Genomic DNA, 15,001 nt, shown 5'->3' with positions numbered 1-15,001 from the left:
TCATCGTTGGCGCGAACAACGCCGGTAAGTCGACTATCTTGCGCGAGCTTCATCAATGGATTGGACACCACCCTTCACAGCCTCGCCCCCGATGATTTCCGTGGATTCTGTCTTTCTGACCGCGCAGGGCAACGACGCTGACATGATTGCGTGGATTGGCTCCGGCACTCCCTTCGTCACTAACGGCACGAGCATGGGTTTCTCGCGTAACGGTGGCCTCCATGACCCTAATACCCTGGCCTATTTGTGGAGCCAACCCCAACATGGTGTTGGGGAGCTCGCCTCCTTCTTCACGTTCTACGGCAATGCTGCCGGGAGGTTCTCGGTCGGGGGATCCGCGGAGATGCGTGAAGCGGGCGATGACCCCGCGGTCCACCCCATCCACACCCTGCAAGATTCTCGCGAGCTGCGCGACCGGATCAATGGGACTTCCCTATCGGCGTTTGGAAAGCCCCTCACCCTCGACACGCTTGGGCGAACCGTGCGACTGCGCGTAGGAGAAGTTGACTCTCCCGCGCCCCCGATTGATGACATTCCGCCTGCATACCGCGCAGCAATGGCTGCGCTGAGTCCGCTCGATGAACAAGGCGACGGGATGCGCGGGTTTTTCGGTCAAGTACTACCCGTCATCGCCGCTACATACCCCGTCATCATCCTCGATGAGCCGGAAGCTTTCCTACATCCGCCCCAGGCGCATGCTCTTGGCGCCGAACTCGGCGCACTCGCAGTTGAGCGAGGTGTGCAAATTCTCATTGCCACTCATGATCGCAGTCTTCTAACTGGCTTGCTTGATTCCGGTGTACAAGTGTCGGTCGTTCGGGCAAGTAGAGGTGAGGGCCATACACACGCTCATCAGCTGGACTCGGACCGCCTACAGGAGCTCTGGCACGACCCCGTCTTGAAGTACACAAACGTGCTCGATGGATTGTTCCATCGCGTCGTCATGCTGGCGGAAGCGGAAGGTGACTGCGCCTACCTCAACGCCAGCCTCGATCATCTTCAACAGACTGCGGACGGCTTGCCTCGAAACGAAGTGCTTTTCGTCCCAACGGGCGGCAAGGATGCAATGTGGAAGGTTGCCAACACTCTGCGTGCGGTGGCTGTTCCGGTTGTGGCAGCGCCCGATCTGGACCTGGTAAACAACGAGGCAACGCTGAGCCGCCTGGTCACCGCAATGGGCGGGGAATGGGACGAGGCCTACAAAGTCCTATGGAATCGGGCGACTGCTGCACAGCGAGCCCCGCGAGAATCTGTCAACGTCGGCCACGTTCTCGACGCCATTACAGCGCTATTTGATGACCGCCGTGACGAGCCGTTTTCTGCGGCAACTCGTGAAGAACTCTTTGCGCAGGCTCGCAGTCGTGAATCTCCCTGGGCAGAGGTCAAGACCTATGGCGTCGAGGCGTTTCGGGGGGAGGCGCGGGCGGCGCTCCTCGAGTTGTTGGCGCGCCTCGAATCCCTTGGCATCGTTCTGGTGCGCGAAGGAGAACTGGAGCGACTAGCCCCCGAGGTCGCGGCGAGGAAAGGTCCGGGCTGGCTTCAAGAGGCGCTCTCGGTAGAGGCACCAGGCAACGAGCGCACCCAAAAGCATCTCCAACGGCTTCTGGATGCGAGTGCGACGGTCCTAGGGATCGAGTGAAAGTGGCCTTGAGATAAGGGGATGCTCTCTGTTGGCCGCGACGAAGTCCCGCAGAAGGATCCTCCAGCGGACGCTCCCGAAAAATGCGTTGCGCGAGGTTCCCGCTTTGTGCCGACGCTGGCGTACTCGCCGTTCAATTCCTAAGTCTGTCGTTCGTTGTCCCACGTTGAGGGTCGCCCGCTTGTCATGCCGCTGAAGTCGACGACCCTCCGGTTCTTGCCGCATACAAGATGGATCTTGGCCTGATTCGAGTCAGACAAGAGCTTGGTAGCTTTCCCTCAGGGCGCTTTGTTCCGGGTAGTGGTCTAACTGGACATTCTCAAGGCAGAGAGGCGCGTCCAGCCAAAGCCGCACGCGCCCTTCGTTTTCCCTGAACCTCCACGAACAGGTTCACAGCATCTTGGTCAGTCGACGAGTACCGGCTGCTTGTCACGGTCCGACGCCTCGTTCACGGGCGCACCCTTTGTAGACCGCCGACTCAACCAGCACCCGACAGCGAGAACCGCCACGAGTCCGAAAGTACTCAGGAGCTGCGGCCGGGAATCCTCGCCGATGAAGCCAACGGTAAAGATGGCCGCAAGGATGACCAACCCAACAACAGTCAGCCACGGGAACCCGGGCATCCGAAGGGGCAGCTCCGTTCCGTCGCGGTCGGCGCGGAGGCGCAGCGCGAGCTGGGCCAGGAGCGCAGATGTCCACACCAGCAGGCACGTCGAACCCACGATGTTGAGCAGGACGCCAAGGACCACCTCGGGGAACATCAGCTCCAGCACCACCGTGACAACACCGAAGGCAACGCTGGCCAAGACAGCGATAACGGGAACCCGCGCCTTGGACACGGAAGCAAGCAGGCGCGGCGCTTCTCCCCGCTCCGCGAGAGAGAATGCCATCCGCGAGGCGCCGTAGAGGTTGGCGTTGAGCGCAGACAGCAGAGCTGCGACTGCAACCAGCGTGATGGCGGTGGCCGCACCGGGCATACCGGCGGCGTCCAACACGGCAGCGAACGGGCTCTTCAGCCCCGCCGAGCCTACGGGAACCACTGCCGCGATGACGAAGATGGCGCCGATGTAGAACACCAGGATGCGCCACAGCACGGTCCGGACGGCCTTCTTCACGCTGCGGGCCGGTTCTGCGGTCTCGGCTGCCGCCACGGACACAATCTCGGTGCCGCCGAACGCGAACGCCACCACGAACAGCGCCGTCGCAATCCCGCCGAAGCCGTTGACCGCGAAGCCCTCCCCCGTGAATTTGGACAGGCCCGGCGACTGAACGCCCGGAATCAAGCCAAAGAGCAGCGCAAAGCCCACCAGCAGGAACCCAACGATCGCCGCCACCTTGAGCAGGGCGAACCAGAACTCGAACTCGCCGAAGTTCTTCACACTGGTCAGGTTCACGGCGGTGAGCACCACGATGAACACCAGGGCCATCAGCCACACCGGCAGCGCCGGGAAGATCGTGGCCAGCAGGCCAGCCGCGCCCAGCGCTTCGGCAGCGATGACCACCACCAGCTGGATCCACCAGAGCCAGCCCACTGTCGCCCCGGCCACCGGCCCGTAGGCCTTGGCGGTGTAGACGGAGAAGGCGCCGCTGTCCGGGTTGGCGGCGGCCATTTCGCCGAGGGCCCACATCACCAGGATGATCAGCGTGCCGGCCACGAGGTAAGAGATCAGCACCGCCGGGCCGGCGGCCTGGATGCCCGCACCGGAGCCGATGAACAGGCCGGCGCCGATGGCGCTGCCCAGCCCCATCATGGTGAGCTGGCGGGGTTTGAGGGCTGCGCCGAGTGGGCGCGCAGACGTCGTTGTCTGTTGTTCCATGGAAATTCCTCTGGTTGTAGTGGAACGGATTGGAGAGAAGTCAGAAAGGTGTCAGGCCGCGTGGGCTGCGAGGAGCCGGAGCACGCGGTTGTTGGAGGCGGGGTCGGCAACGGTGATCCGGACGCCGTCGCCCTGGTACGCCCGGACCATGATGCCCGCGCCGTTGAAGGCGTCCACCAGCGTCGCCAGACGTTCGGCGTCGGCGCGGATCCACAGGAAGTTGCCCTGGCTCGGCTGCAGCGTCCAGCCCTGCGCCTGGAGCTCGGCGGCCATCCGGGAGCGCTCCTCCTTCACTAGGAAGACCCGCGCCTCCATCTCCTCCCCCGCGTCCAGCGACGCGATGGCCGCTTTCTGGGCGAGCGCGCTCACGGCGAACGGCAGGGCGGTGCGGCGCAGACCTTCGGCGATGGCCGCCGTCGTAATCGCGTACCCGACGCGCAGGCCGGCGAGCCCGTAGGCCTTGGAGAAGGTGCGCAGGATGCAGACGTTCGGGTACCGGCGGTAGAGCGCCAGGGAATCGGGGCCGCTGCCGGCGTCGGCGTATTCCACGTAGGCCTCGTCGATCACCACCAGGACGTCGGAGCGGACGGACTGCAGGAAGGCCTCGAGGCGTCCGTGGCTGATCGGCACGCCGGTGGGGTTGTTGGGTGTGCAGAGCAGGATCACCTTGGTGCGGCCGGTGACGGCGGCGGCCATGGCGTCGAGGTCGTGGCCCTCGGCGCCGTCCAGCGGGACGCAGACCGGCCGGGCCCCTGCCAGCTCCACCAGGATGGGGTACGCCTCGAAGGAGCGCCACGCGAACACCACCTCGTCCCCGGCGTCGCACAGTCCGGTGATGATCTGCTGCAGGACGCCCACGCTGCCCGGCCCCACCGCAACCTCCTCGGCGGTGACGCCCAGGTGCCGCGCGAGCCGTTCGCGGAGTTCGACGGCAGCCATGTCCGGGTAGCGGTTCATCCTGCCGGCTGCTTCGGCCACCGCAGCGGTGGCAGCGGGCAGCGGCTCGTAGTGGCTTTCGTTGCTGGCGAGGGCGGCGATGTCCGCACCAAGGCTGCGGTGCCCCGGGACGTAGGCCGGAAGTCCGGTGACGGCGCTACGGAGGGCGGGCAGCGCCGTGGCGGGTTCGGCCAGGAGTTGATCTGGAGTCATGAAGACCGATCATGGAAGTGACCCGGGCCACAATGCAAGGTACGCTTCCGTGCTTGGGACTTCTGCTCAACTTCTAGTAGCTCTGGTGAAAATATGACCATCGCGACCTCTCGCACCCTCGATTCGCTCGACGGCAGGATCATCCTTGCCCTGGACAAGGACCCCGAAGCCAGCGCTCTGGCACTCTCCCGGACACTCGGCGTCGCCCGCAACACCGTCCACGCCCGGCTGGCGCGGCTGGAGCGCAGCGGCGCGCTCCGCTCCTTCAGCCGCAGGCTGGACCCGGCTGCGCTGGGCTACGAACTGATGGCGTTCCTCTCGCTGTCCATCAGCCAGACCCGGACCGGCTCGGTGGAGAACGGGCTCGCCGCCATCCCGGAGGTCATCGAGGTCCACGCCACCACCGGCGACGCGGACCTCATGGCCAAGGTGGTGGCCCGCGGCACCACCGACCTCTACCGGATCACCAACCAGATCCTGGAGATCGACGGGATCCAGCGGACCAGCACGGCCATCTCCATCCTCGAACTCATGCCGCCCCGGTACGACGGGCTCATCAGTCGGCTGTCCAAAGAGGAACCGCGCCCTTCGGACTGATTCCTGGTCATATGCGCCACAAGTGGGCCCAGAGTAGATCGCCGTGTTAATGGCCGCCGCCGAGGTCCGCGTCCACGAGCTGGCCAGCAAAGCTTTCAGCCCCCGGTCTTTTGCATCTTCGCACGGCTCCCGCTGGGTAAGGCTGAACCACGGCCCACCCGACGTACTCAGCTGAACCGCGGTGCCACGCTGCCCTCGTTACCGCCTCTATGTGTGCTGGCTGGCCCTGAACACCCGGGCCAGCACACATACAGTTACTTGTTTTGGTCGTACGCTGCCAATGCCGCGTCGAGTTTAGCTTGCTCGTGGAGCCTGCAGTCACATTCTGCTTTTTCTGGGTCCGCAACGTGCTTGTTGGCGTCACTGACCAATTTCGCAAAACACCTGGCTCCCAAGTCGAACACGACATCTTTGACTTTGGGCAAGATCTCTTTGTAGTTGGGCATCATGCTCACTCCTTGATTCGGTCCGAATGGGTTGGTCAAGGAAGCCTAGCGCCTGACTGGCATTTGCAGCCGCTCCAAGCCCCGATGCCCTCGGTATTCTCGTATCGGCCGCAGTTGTCGTGCCGCTACTTCTGTGCCTCGCGGCTCTAACACCCCGATCCGACCGGGGCGTTCGGTGAAGACCACAGCCACGCAAGGACGGACACAGCAGCTCCTTCAGGTCACGGCCGTCGAACTTCTGTATATCCTCGAGCCTTGGACCGGACAATCTGGCTGTACGCGAGTCCTCCATTACCCGATAGCCGGGGGCACATCCTGTGCGCATCGAAATAGCCGCTGTAGATCCGGCTGCGGCCTCAACGATCCCTTCAATGACCGCATGGACACCCCCTCAGTAGTAGGCCGCATCCGAGCTGGCCTCATAAGTGATGATGCGTCGCACAGGTGGTCTTTTTGTCAGGTCTTCTCTTCAGCGCTGCCAAAAGTCCCAACCAAATTTCTGCTTGTTGCCGATACTGAGTCCTCCGTCACAGTATTCCTGCATGACTTCATTTACCGTCTCCGGCCGCGTGGCACAGGTTCTCAGCAGCTATGTCAGCGACGTCTTCGGCGTCATGGGCAACGGCAACGCCTACTTCCTGGACGCCGCGGAGCAGCAGGGCCTGCGCTTCACGCCCGTGCGGCACGAGGGCGCCGCCATCGCCGCGGCCGACGCCTACTACCGCGCCTCGGGACGGCTCGCCGCGGGCACCACCACCTACGGCCCCGGCTACACCAACGCGCTCACCGCCCTCGCCGAGGCGGTCCAGGCGCAAATCCCTGTGGTGCTGGTCACCGGCGACGCCCCCACCAGCGGCCCCCGGCCCTGGGACGTGGACCAGGCCGCCATCGCCGCCGGCCTCGGCGCGGCCACCTTCACCGTCACCCGCGACGCCGCGGGCGCCGTCACCCTCCAGGCGGTGGAGTACGCACTCACCCGGCGCACCGCCGTCGTGCTCGCCATCCCCTACGACCTCGCCGCCCTGGAGGCTGCGGACGAGGACCTTGCGGAGCCGTCCGCTTTGAAGGTGACGGACGACGGCGGCACGGACCTTGCGCGGGTGGCCCGCCTGCTCGCCGGTGCCAGGCGGCCGCTGATCTTGGCCGGCCGGGGTGCGCACCTCGCCGGGGCCGGACCGGAGCTCCGCGAACTTGCCGACGGGCTAGGCGCACTGACCGCCGGAACCGCCCTGGCGCTCAACCTCCTCAATGGCGAGGGGTACCTGGGTGTGGCCGGCGGTTTCGGCACCGACACCGCGGCCGGGCTCATGGGCGAGGCCGACGTGGTCCTGGTGGCCGGGGCGAGCCTGAGCCCGTTCACCATGCGGTTCGGGCACCTGCTCGGTCCGGATGCGACCGTCATCCAGATCGATACCGCGGTAGAGCCGACGAATCCGCGGGTGGATGTGTTTATTCAGGCGGACGTGAAAGTTGCTGCTTCGCGGCTGTTGTCTTTGGTTGATGGCGAAGCTGCTGTCAGTGCGTGGCGCGCTGAGGCATTGCGGCGTCTGGCTGGTGGGCCGGGGCATGCTGCAGGATCAGTTGAGACTGTGGACGGCCGGCTGGACCCCCGCACCCTCGCCACCGCGCTGGATGCCGTGCTGCCTGAGCGCCGCACGGTGGTGCAGGACGGCGGGCACTTCATCGGGTGGGCGCCCATGTACTGGAACATCCCGCGGCCGCAGGACCTGGTGATGGTGGGGACGGCGTTCCAGTCCATCGGGCTGGGACTTGCGAGCGCCGTCGGGGCAGCCCGTGGCGTGGAGGACGGCCGGACCCTGGTGCTGGCCTCGGGCGACGGCGGCTTCCTGATGGGCCTGTCCGACCTCGAGTCGCTGATCGGCGCCGCCCGCAGCGCGATCGTGGTGGTCTACAACGACGCCGCGTACGGGGCTGAGGTCCACCAGTACGGGTCGCAGGGCCTGACCGAGAAGCCGATGCTGATCCCGGAGGTGGACTTCAGCGGTGTTGCCCGGGCCCTGGGTGCCGAGGCTGCTGTCATCCGCTCTCTCGAAGACCTGTCAGCTCTGCGGGATTGGATCGAGGCTGGCGCCAGGGGGACCTTCGTTGCCGACTGCCGGATCACGTCCTCTGTCCGGGCGCCGTGGCTGACCGAGTGGATGGCCGCGACACAGGCTGCAAAGGCGGCACTCGCGGGGTAGCTGCAGGGCCGCCAACTTATCCTAGCGCCGGGCTTTCGCTGCCGGGTCGGGACGTGTCCGTCGACGAGCAACAACTCCTGACGGCGGCCCTACCTAACACCGGCGATCGTCAGCCAGTCACACCTGAGAGGTGTCCACTAGCTCGGCGCCCTATTCGTCGAAGATGGCCTCCCCTGCCCTTATATCCGTCCTAAGAAACTCGGAGAGAATCAGAGTAGAAGGCGTGTTCCCCGGCTTCGTCCTGCCAATAGATCAACGTCGGCGTCTGGCTGCTGCCCTTCGGACTCTCTAGTGCGGCAAGAGTCTCTTGTGCGGATTGGATAAGGGAATCAAACCCTTCCATGATTGCCCGTTCGCTCTCCAATGTGGACACGTAGGCAGTCCGCATAGTTGTGAGTTTCCTTTCGTCGGCGGCACCGCCGCCTATGAACTCTGGAAGTAACCGTTGAAAGGAATTCATATCCTTTAGCTGCGACTCTCGCACGGAAATAGCTTCCCGGAGGGTTTCAGAACGACGTAGCAACCCCTGCCAAAACTTCGTGTCGTCGCGGATCTTTTCTTTTAGGTGCTGCACCGACGCGTCAACAGACTTCGGGTTCTCTTGCATATCCACACACAGCCGCAGATAAGAGATTCGCAGACCGAGGAAGGACGCCAGCATGGCGCCATGGGCGTCATAGTTTGCTCGATTGACGTCTGCAATGTCATCGATCTCCGTGACATCATGAGTGCCGACGAGGTACCTGAAGCGTTCAGCTAGTCTTCGGACGTCGCGTTCCGAAAGCGCCAGCCGAACCAACATGTCCTGGGAAAAGGAGCCCGCATGTTCGTACTGCTGGTACACCTCGTCCACAACGTTGGAGGCGGTCAACAACTCACCGGTATATGTCGCTTCAGCCCTGGCAATGGCTCTATCCAAGGTCCTCTTAATTGTTTCCAGTTTCCGGTCTACCTGCTGAAACTGTTGCAACGTAACAGCAGCGGTGAGCGCCTGGACCGCCATCAGTGGACCGACAACGGGCAAAGAACTTGCTACGGGGATGAAAGGCGCATGTCCAACAATGCCGGACACGCCCATAACAGAACTACCGACACCTTGCCCCAGCTTCATGAGCGTCGAGGGATCAGCGGTAGCTAAGTAAAGCGTCGATGACAAGGCGGCCGACAGTCCAGTAGCTCCTGCGGCCGCCGCCCCAACGGCCATTGATAGTGCACCTTGCGTTGATATGGCCTTTGCATCGTCGACGTAGCTTCCCATCCTCAGGTAGCCATTCCGAAGACTATCGACCATCAGCTCACGCAACTGACCTTGAAATTCGAAGATGGCGATCTCCGAATCCCCTGAACTGACTCGGCGTACGGCAACTTCTTCAGGATCAGTCATGTGGGCCTTCGTATCTCTTCAGTCTTTGACGTTACGGGCAACGCTTGCGAACACGTGCACAAGAATCAGCTCCCACTTATCTATCATGACCGTAGGCTCTTCTAGTTCATGTACAGAGTCGACATAGCAACGCCGATTCTCAAGGAAGAGGAAAATGTGGGTTTCCTGACGCCAATGTATGAGCTGGGCCAATACCTGTCATGGACGCGGTCCGGGGACATTCAGCTGCCCGACTTTCAACGGGGCTACAAGTGGGAAGACGAAAGGATTCGCCAGCTTCTTGTAACCGTGCTCCGTGGCCACCCCTTAGGGGCAGTAATGCTTTTGAAAAGTGGAAATGCGCAAGTCCGCTTCAAGCCTCGCGCCATCGAAGGCGTAGATCTGAGCCCACAGCGTGAAGCAAAGTTCCTATTGCTGGATGGGCAGCAAAGACTTACGTCCTTGACTCAGGCCCTGAGTGGAGACGGAGCAGTTGCCACCAAGGACTCTCGCGGGAAGCTACTAAATCGACGGTACCTAGTGCAGATGGAAACTGCGCTGGCCGACCCGAGTAGGGTCGATGAAGCAGTCATCTCCATACCGTCTGACGGGTTGATTCGCGCCAACTTTGGCAAAGACGTTGTACTCGATCTCAGCAATCACGACCATCAGCGCGAGCACGGCTACTTTCCTTTGCACCTTCTTTACGGCGATTTCATGAGTTGGATCCTCGACTTGGACGACCGAACCCTCGGCAAAGAGTTTCATGAGCGGTACATCAAGCCTGCTGCCACGTATGACATCCCCGCGATAGTACTTGATGAAGACACCGACAAGGCTGCGGTGGCGACAGTATTTGAAAAGGTGAACATCGGCGGCCTACCTCTGAACGTTTTTGAGCTGCTTACCGCCGTCTTCGCTGGGGATGCTTCCTATTATCAGGAAACCGGTCAAGATTTCCGTTTGAACGACGACTGGAAAGAAACCCAGCATCGATGGGTTCCCTATCCGGTCCTAGCAGCTGTCGAGAACACTGACTTCCTGCAGGCAGTCACAATGCTCTCCACCCGCAAGCGCAATCTCAGCGACTCCTCCGCGCGTCCGCCAGCAATTTCTGCGAAACGTGAGGATGTTCTGAAGCTCACTTTGTCCGACTATTTGGAATGGCGCGATCCCCTTCGAGAAGCTTTCATTTGGGCGTCCACGTTCCTGGCGGACTTGAACATTTTCACCAAAAGGGACGTTCCCTATCAAAAGCAGCTAGTTCCACTGGCCGCCATAAGGGTGGCACTAGGCAAGAATGCAGACCTTATCAGTGTTCGGGAGCGTCTGGTGCGGTGGTACTGGTGCGGAGTTTTGGGCGAGCTGTATGGTTCGGCCATAGAAACCCGGTTTGTCCGCGACATCGAGATGGTGCCATCTTGGGCCTTGGACGATAACGAGCCGACACCACGAACGGTGCAAGATTCTTCATTTAGCGAATCACGCCTACACTCCCTTCGAACTAGGAACGCTGCAGCGTACAAGGGCATCGCCGCACTCATTCTGGCGCGCGGAGCCAGGGACTGGATGGAAGACAAGGCGTTGGACAAAATCCAGTACATCGATTCCGCAGTCGACATACACCATGTCTTCCCTCAGAAGTGGTGCTTTGACCAAGGTATAGATGACGAGCGACGGGAAAGCATCGTAAATAAGACGACGATCAGTGCGCGGACCAATCGCGTCATAGGCGGGGTTGCACCGTCTTCGTATCTCACTGTGGTGGAGTCGAGGGCAAAAATCGATGCCAAAAGGCTTGACGAGATACTGGAAACTCACTTGATTCCCGCGGCGAACCTGCGGTCTGACCATTTCTCATCTTTCTTCGCTGGCCGACGCGAGCGTATCTGCCTGCTGATCGAGGCGGCGACTGGCAAAGCAGTTCAACGTGACGTCGATGAAGGCTTTGCGCAGGAGGATTCCGTCCAGTTTGAATTAGACGAATTCGAAGCTGAACCGATGTACGAGTCCGCAGATTCTGAATAGATGTTCCATACCCATGCTCACAATCCGATTTTCAATTAACACCAAGACCCTACCTTTGCTCAAGTTTTCGGCGGCCGGGTCTCAAGACAACCAACGTCGGAGCGTACGCTGAAGCAAAGCATGGATACGCCTTTAAAACGCACAATAGTCTCACTACAGGACGGACTCAGTGATGCCAGAACAAATTCGCAAACACCAAATGCACTATGACCCGCAGGTGAAAGGGGTCTGAAGCGGATTCGGCAGCGATCTGGCCCCGGTCTGCGGCCAGAGCGAACAGATATTGGTCACCAACGTGGCTGAAGCAGTGGACTGCCTGAAGTGCCTGGACATCATGGAACGGTCAGCTAGCTGAATAGGAATGTTGACTGAATGTTGCAAGGTGCGTGCTCCAGGCATTGCAGACTGAATGGAGGTCTGCCTCGATAACCCCTTCGGACCCACCAGCAGGCTCCTGCCCCCTGGCACTGGCGGTGCCCGGCACACTCCTACCAGGCACACGCTGTTCTCGATGGCCCGCGCCGCGATCAGCGCGAACCACTATTCCGTATTGTGTTCGCCCTGCACCCAGGACGAGCACACCAGCAAGACCTGAGCGCCGGCAACCGCTAATGACGTGGGCGGCTCCGGAACCGCAGGTCGCAACAGGTCATCAGCCCGAAGCGCACTCCCCAGTGCTCGAAGGTGGCACACCTGGTCCTCTGGGAGTGCCCCGAGCGGGTGGCAGCCGACATCCTGTGGTTCCTCCGCCCCGTCGGCTGACTGCGAGCGTCTCAGGATGCGCGGCGGAACTCCCCCGGCCGGACCTGGAGATGGAACGGCAGCGGCAGCTGGGTTGGCTTGTCGCCGATCGGCTGGTCGAGCAACTCGTTGATGGAGCTTTGCCCTTCCAGTTCGCCGTTCCGTTTGCTGCCCATGTACTCGACGTTAACGGCGACGCGGCCGGTCCAAGGCGCAGGACACGCGCGCAGGGCAAGCAGGGCATGGAACCCGGGCGCCGCCGTCGAACACTGCACAGCCCAGGCCGAGGCCCTGACGGCGACCGGGCGCAACGGCCCGTTCACCGCCCGGACAGGTGGCGGCACCCAGACGTTCACGTCACCTGTATTGACTGAGCAAAACCGTCCGAGGGAAACGGTTTCCGCGTCTCCAGGGCGACGAGCCGCTCTCTTCACCACCACACAAAGCAGTAAGGCTCTCATGACAAACGGTATGTCCCGCCGCGGAATATTGAAGACCGGTTCGGTCCTAGGACTCGGCGCTTCGGTTGCGGCGGTCACTCCCGCCAAAGCCCTCTCCCAGCCTTCCAAGAGGACGAAGAAGGGACAGTACTTCTGGCTGAACGGCGACCACCACGTACACACCCTCTTCAGCAACGACGGAAAGTACCGGGTGGTGGACCATGTCCGGCAGGCCATCCGAAACGGCGTCGACTGGCTTGTCCTCACCGATCACGGCAACGTGGCCCACTCCCAGCTCAGCACCGAGCAGATCGTGCCCCTCATCGACGAGGTCCGCAAGGAGTTCGGCGACGACATCCTGATCTACCACGGCCTGGAGTGGAACATTCCCGGGGCCGAGCACGCCACCGTCTTCGTGGCACCTGGCCGTGACGACGTTGCCGTCATGAAGGAAGTCGAAGCGCGCTGGGACGCCCGGGCGAAGGGCACCCGCGACGGGACTGCCGCCAACGAGGCTCTGGCACTGGACGGGATCCGCTTCATGGGTGAGGCCCGCGCCAAGAAGAGGGTAGAAGACATCCTCATGATCCCCAACCACCCATCCCGCCAGGGCATCGACTCACCCCACGAGATCCGGGCCTGGATCCAGGCAGCACCGGATGTGGTGATCGGCATGGAGGGCGCTCCCGGGCACCAGGCCGGCGGGCTGCCGGCGCCGCACGTCGGCAGCCGCGCACGGGGACTTTACGACGGCGGCCCGGGCACCTTCTCCTTCAAGGGGTACCCCACGGAGTCGTACCGCACGTGGGGTGGCTTCGACTGGATGACTGCCACCGTCGGCGGCATGTGGGACAGCCTGCTCGCCGAAGGACAGCTGTTCTCCGTCACGGCCACCTCGGACAGCCACAACGTCTATTTGGACACCACCACGCGCGGCCCGGGCAGCGACTTCGATGCCAAGGGCCGCACAGAGGACCCGGTGTACAGCGGAACAGTGGACCTCACCGAAAACGACTTCTGGCCCGGCTACTACAGCCGCACCCACGTGGGAGCCGAAAAGGTCAGCCACGCCTCCGTGATGCAGGGACTGCGTGAGGGGCGGGTCTGGGTAGACCACGGCTGCCTGATTGATGCAATTGATGTGACCGTGTCGGACAAGGCCAAATCGGTCACGCTCGGCGGGAAGCTTGATGCGAAGCGCGGCAGAAAGGTCACGCTTACGGTTTCAGTCGCGCCGGCGTCGATGCCAAACTTCGCCGGCTTCGTTCCAGAACTGGCCCGCGTTGACGTGATCCTGGGCAAGGTAACCGGTCCGGTAAAGGACGCTGACACCATGACGGCTCCCGATACCCGTGTCATCACGCAACTGCCCATCAAAGACCTGACCCTCCGGGATGGCACGTACACCTGGACCCAGGAAATCGACACCCCTTTCGAAAACTTCTACGTCCGCCTCCGCGGGACGGATGGAAAGAAGTCCCAGCCCGGCTTCCTCGGCGCAGACATCGACCCCGCGGGGCCGGCCATGGATGAGATCGGGAACGCTGATCCCTGGGAAGACCTGTGGTTCTACACCAACCCCGTCTTCGTGGAGATCAGCAAGTAATCCTCGCGTCCGGCAGCTTCGAAATTCGCGAGCATCGGGGTCCGCGCGTGACCCCGGTGCTCGCCAGACAACCGGTCCCTCGGGTCCTGCACTGCGGCGTAGCCTGAACCCATGGACGCCGACATCCAGCATCTCCGGCTCCGCACGGGCATCACCGTGCCGTGCCTCGTCCAGGGAAAGGACGACGACGGTTCCACTCCCCTGCTGCTGCTCCACGCCTGGGGCGAATCCCGCCGGAGCTTCGACCGCCTGATCCCGCTGTTGGCCGGCCGCCGGATCGTAGCGCCGGACCTCCGCGGCCAGGGCGACGCGGACAAACCAGCAGAAGGCTACTCCCTAGCGGCACAGGCCGAGGACACCGCCGCCATCCTGGACGCACTCGGCATGCCCCGCGCCGCCGTCGTCGGCTCCTCCAGCGGCGGCTACGTGGCCCAGCAACTTGCCGTCAACAACCCCGAAAAAGTAGCCGCACTGGTGCTGGTGGGGTCGCCCCTGAGCCTGCAGGGACGGCCCGCCGTTGCCGACGAGGTGGACTCCCTGACCGACCCGCTCGACGAGGCGTGGGTGCGGAACTCGCACACCTGGTTTCCGCTCGTCCACGACGTCCCGGACTGGTACATCGAAGACCGCGTCACCGACGGCCTCAGCATGCCCGCGCACACGTGGAAAAGCATTCTCAACGGGCTATGCGGAGCCACCCCTCCCACCGAATCCGGGACCATCCAGGCGCCCACGCTCATCCTCTGGGGCGGCCAGGACAACCTGCTGCCGCGCACGGACCAAGAGACACTGGCCGCCAGGATCCCGGGCTCGGTACTCAGGACCTACCCCGACGCAGCGCACCTGGTGTTGTGGGAATGTCCGGAACGCGTCGCGGAGGACATCACCGCCTTCCTGCGCACCCTCGGCTGACACGGCACGTAGCCGGACCCCGCCGTCGTACGTCTACCCTCTACTGACCCCCGGACCGGGTT

General features: G+C 62.7%; 11 protein-coding genes. 6 read left to right on the top strand and 5 right to left on the bottom strand.

Annotated features, from left to right (window positions below):
- The first annotated feature begins 91 nt into the window (after positions 1 to 91).
- Positions 92 to 1,639 carry an AAA family ATPase gene (locus ACFV4R_RS19725; protein WP_377204240.1) on the top strand — a complete coding sequence of 516 codons (1,548 nt, stop codon included), beginning with the start codon at positions 92 to 94 and terminating at the stop codon, positions 1,637 to 1,639.
- 404 nt (positions 1,640 to 2,043) lie between these two features.
- Here ACFV4R_RS19725 and ACFV4R_RS19720 read toward each other — a convergent pair whose 3' ends face one another.
- Both ACFV4R_RS19720 and hisC read right to left on the bottom strand, forming a co-directional pair.
- Entirely contained in the window at positions 2,044 to 3,456 is a 1,413-nt protein-coding gene (locus tag ACFV4R_RS19720; RefSeq protein WP_377204239.1) for an amino acid permease, read from the bottom strand.
- Positions 3,457 to 3,507: 51 nt separating this feature from the next.
- Positions 3,508 to 4,605, bottom strand: coding sequence for a histidinol-phosphate transaminase (gene hisC / locus ACFV4R_RS19715; RefSeq protein ID WP_377204238.1), 1,098 nt, complete (start codon positions 4,603 to 4,605; stop codon positions 3,508 to 3,510).
- Positions 4,606 to 4,698: 93 nt separating this feature from the next.
- Between hisC and ACFV4R_RS19710 the strand changes: the two genes are divergently transcribed.
- Positions 4,699 to 5,202, top strand: coding sequence for an Lrp/AsnC family transcriptional regulator (locus tag ACFV4R_RS19710; RefSeq protein WP_377204237.1), 504 nt, complete (start codon positions 4,699 to 4,701; stop codon positions 5,200 to 5,202).
- A 254-nt stretch (positions 5,203 to 5,456) separates the two neighbouring features.
- On the opposite strand, the gene ACFV4R_RS19705 is transcribed toward ACFV4R_RS19710, so the two are convergent.
- On the bottom strand, positions 5,457 to 5,651 hold the full coding sequence (locus ACFV4R_RS19705; RefSeq protein ID WP_377204236.1) for a hypothetical protein: 195 nt from the start codon (positions 5,649 to 5,651) through the stop codon (positions 5,457 to 5,459).
- A 539-nt stretch (positions 5,652 to 6,190) separates the two neighbouring features.
- Here ACFV4R_RS19705 and ACFV4R_RS19700 point away from each other — a divergent pair.
- Positions 6,191 to 7,849 carry a thiamine pyrophosphate-binding protein gene (locus tag ACFV4R_RS19700; protein ID WP_377204235.1) on the top strand — a complete coding sequence of 553 codons (1,659 nt, stop codon included), beginning with the start codon at positions 6,191 to 6,193 and terminating at the stop codon, positions 7,847 to 7,849.
- Between the two features lie 190 nt (positions 7,850 to 8,039).
- Here ACFV4R_RS19700 and ACFV4R_RS19695 read toward each other — a convergent pair whose 3' ends face one another.
- Positions 8,040 to 9,233: a hypothetical protein gene (locus ACFV4R_RS19695; protein ID WP_377204234.1), complete on the bottom strand. Its 1,194-nt coding sequence runs from the start codon at positions 9,231 to 9,233 to the stop codon at positions 8,040 to 8,042.
- A gap of 108 nt (positions 9,234 to 9,341) precedes the next feature.
- Between ACFV4R_RS19695 and ACFV4R_RS19690 the strand changes: the two genes are divergently transcribed.
- A complete protein-coding gene (locus tag ACFV4R_RS19690; protein ID WP_377204233.1) occupies positions 9,342 to 11,240 on the top strand; it encodes a DUF262 domain-containing protein in 1,899 nt (632 codons plus the stop codon).
- Between the two features lie 773 nt (positions 11,241 to 12,013).
- On the opposite strand, the gene ACFV4R_RS19685 is transcribed toward ACFV4R_RS19690, so the two are convergent.
- Positions 12,014 to 12,157 (bottom strand): hypothetical protein, encoded by a 144-nt coding sequence (locus ACFV4R_RS19685; RefSeq protein WP_377204232.1) that lies wholly within the window; start codon positions 12,155 to 12,157, stop codon positions 12,014 to 12,016.
- 283 nt (positions 12,158 to 12,440) lie between these two features.
- On the opposite strand from ACFV4R_RS19685, the gene ACFV4R_RS19680 reads away from it, so the two are divergent.
- Complete coding sequence (locus ACFV4R_RS19680; RefSeq protein ID WP_377204231.1) at positions 12,441 to 14,027, top strand: PHP domain-containing protein; 1,587 nt, start codon at positions 12,441 to 12,443, stop codon at positions 14,025 to 14,027.
- Positions 14,028 to 14,138: 111 nt separating this feature from the next.
- Positions 14,139 to 14,939, top strand: coding sequence for an alpha/beta fold hydrolase (locus ACFV4R_RS19675; protein WP_377204230.1), 801 nt, complete (start codon positions 14,139 to 14,141; stop codon positions 14,937 to 14,939).
- Positions 14,940 to 15,001 lie beyond the last annotated feature (62 nt).

The organism is Pseudarthrobacter sp. NPDC059871, from assembly GCF_042731175.1.
GTDB lineage: Bacteria > Actinomycetota > Actinomycetes > Actinomycetales > Micrococcaceae > Arthrobacter.
Note: the sequence above shows the minus strand (reverse complement) of the source record. Positions and strands in the feature narration are given on the sequence as shown.

Excerpts from the sequence above, each read along its gene's own strand:
- ACFV4R_RS19720 (WP_377204239.1), bottom strand. The coding sequence starts at position 3,456 with ATGGAACAACAGACAACGACGTCTGCGCGCCCACTCGGCGCAGCCCTC.
- ACFV4R_RS19680 (WP_377204231.1), top strand. The coding sequence starts at position 12,441 with ATGACAAACGGTATGTCCCGCCGCGGAATATTGAAGACCGGTTCGGTC.
- ACFV4R_RS19705 (WP_377204236.1), bottom strand. The coding sequence starts at position 5,651 with ATGATGCCCAACTACAAAGAGATCTTGCCCAAAGTCAAAGATGTCGTG.
- ACFV4R_RS19710 (WP_377204237.1), top strand. The coding sequence starts at position 4,699 with ATGACCATCGCGACCTCTCGCACCCTCGATTCGCTCGACGGCAGGATC.
- ACFV4R_RS19695 (WP_377204234.1), bottom strand. The coding sequence starts at position 9,233 with ATGACTGATCCTGAAGAAGTTGCCGTACGCCGAGTCAGTTCAGGGGAT.
- ACFV4R_RS19685 (WP_377204232.1), bottom strand. The coding sequence starts at position 12,157 with ATGGGCAGCAAACGGAACGGCGAACTGGAAGGGCAAAGCTCCATCAAC.
- hisC (WP_377204238.1), bottom strand. The coding sequence starts at position 4,605 with ATGACTCCAGATCAACTCCTGGCCGAACCCGCCACGGCGCTGCCCGCC.
- ACFV4R_RS19690 (WP_377204233.1), top strand. The coding sequence starts at position 9,342 with ATGTACAGAGTCGACATAGCAACGCCGATTCTCAAGGAAGAGGAAAAT.
- ACFV4R_RS19675 (WP_377204230.1), top strand. The coding sequence starts at position 14,139 with ATGGACGCCGACATCCAGCATCTCCGGCTCCGCACGGGCATCACCGTG.
- ACFV4R_RS19725 (WP_377204240.1), top strand. The coding sequence starts at position 92 with ATGATTTCCGTGGATTCTGTCTTTCTGACCGCGCAGGGCAACGACGCT.
- ACFV4R_RS19700 (WP_377204235.1), top strand. The coding sequence starts at position 6,191 with ATGACTTCATTTACCGTCTCCGGCCGCGTGGCACAGGTTCTCAGCAGC.